The sequence below is a fragment of the Burkholderia sp. Se-20378 genome, assembly GCF_017104665.1.
Taxonomy (GTDB): domain Bacteria; phylum Pseudomonadota; class Gammaproteobacteria; order Burkholderiales; family Burkholderiaceae; genus Burkholderia; species Burkholderia lata.
The window spans coordinates 1-1,882 of the sequence record NZ_JAAGPG010000923.1 but is presented as its reverse complement, the minus strand read 5'-3'; the positions used below and the strand labels follow the sequence as shown (position 1 = coordinate 1,882).

Genomic DNA, 1,882 nt, shown 5'->3' with positions numbered 1-1,882 from the left:
CGTCGGCGGTCGATCGCGATCGTCTCGGTGCGCTCGACGTCGCGTGGGTGTCGCTCGACACGTTCCACATCGTCTGCGGCAACGCGGCGGCGCGCTATGCCGAACAGCTCGGCGCGCGCCTGCCGCCGTCGGGCAGCGGGGCGGCCGCACAACCGGCCTGATGCGATGAAGCCGGCCCGATCCGCGCTGCGGGTTCGGGCCGGCCGGCAAAACGAAAACGGCTTGCGATGCGTCGCAAGCCGTTTTTCTTTGGTGCGGGCGACGGCGCGATGCGTTCGCCTGCGTCGCGCCGTCGCTCAGCCATGCAACCGCTCAACCGTTCACGGATTCGTCAGCGTGAAGGTCGGCTTCCGGTAGCCGACACCGGCCCGGTCGAGCTTCGGCAGTTCGCGTTGCGTGAGCAGCGTCGCGAAGCCGGCCCAGTCGCGCTGCAGCGCGGCCGTGTCGACGTGATGCGTGTCGCCGCGCTTGAAGCGCACGCCGGCCGCATACGGCAGCTCCCAGTCGGCCCGGTGCCATGCGCGCTCGGCCAGCGCGAGCAGCCGCGGGTAGGCCATGTATTCGAGGAAGGTGTCGTTGCGCATCACCTCGCCCCACGCCTGCCCCTGCATGCCCTCGATGCGTGGCGCGGGGCCCGTGCCCGTCACCTCGAACGTGTTGCCGTCGCGGTCGCCCATCACTTCGGCGTTCTGCGGCAGGTTCTCGGGCGCGAGCGAGAACACCTTGTACTCGTCCGTCGCGTGCGAGCCCCAGTAGTAGCCGCGCTCGCGCGGGTTGAGCGTGTACGGGAAGTCGAAGTACAGGTAGTCGGGCAGGGCCAGCACCGTCAGGTAGCCCTTGCCGCTCAGGTCGCGTGCGCTGTCCGATGCCCCCCAGAAGATCGTGTCCCACAGCGACACCATCACGTGGCGCGTGCTGAAGTCCTGCGGCCCGTTCGCATGCTTGATGCCGTCCTGCCACGCGGCCATCGTGTCGATCCCGTTCGCGTTGACCGCCGCGCTCACCTGTTGCGCGAAACGCGTCGGCAACTCGTCGATCGACTTGATCTCGCCGCGCTGGAGCAGCGCCGTGCACGCGGGCGAACGCGCCCACGGCTTGTCCTGCGCGGCGAGATCGATGCGCCCCTTGTTCGGATCGGTGCCGTTCAGCGGCTGGAAGCCCGCGCCGAGGAAGATGTTCTTCGCCTCGTCGCCGCCGTAGTGCCAGGTGTGCAGCGGCGCCTGCGCGTCGGCATGCATCGCGGCGATCTCGCGGATCACCTTCGACGCGAAATTGAGCGCGCCCGGCACGCACGGGTTCAGGTCGCTGCGCCGATCGTAGAACTGGACCGTCGTCAGGTTCGACGTGTCCTGCGGATCGAGCAGCCGGTACGCGTTCGCCTCCTGCTCGCGGCCGGCCGCATGCAGCCGCTGGTAACGTGCCTCCATCGTCACGACGGCCGCGCGCGCATGCGCGGGCATGTCGATCTCGGGGATGATCTCGACGAAATGCGCGGCCGCGTAGCGCACCAGCGACACGTAGTCGTCACGCGTCAGGTAGCCGCCGCCCGAGCGGTTGTCCGGGCCGGAGCCGAGCTGCGGCAGCAGGCAGCGTGTCTCGCTCGGGTCGTGGCAGCGGCGTCCCCCGATCCCGGTCAGTTCGGGCAGGCCGGGAATCTCGATGCGCCAGCCCTCGTCGTCGGACAGATGCAGGTGCAGGCGATTGAGCTTGTATGCGCTCATCTGGTCGATCAGGCGGCGCAGCGTGGCCGGGTGCTTGAAGTTGCGTGCGAGATCGACGTGCATCCCGCGATGCGTGAAGCGCGGTGCATCCTCGACGAGCATTGCCGGGATCGCGCCGCCGCCGGCGGGCGCGAGCGAGTAGAGCGTCTGCACGCCGTAGA

1 protein-coding gene is annotated in these 1,882 nt (G+C 69.2%); it reads right to left on the bottom strand.

Annotation, left to right across the window (positions count from 1 at the left end; all coding sequences use genetic code 11):
• Positions 1-320 precede the first annotated feature (320 nt).
• Positions 321-1,882: family 20 glycosylhydrolase (locus tag G3N93_RS39005; protein WP_206135426.1), on the bottom strand; the 1,562-nt coding region annotated here is incomplete at its 5' end.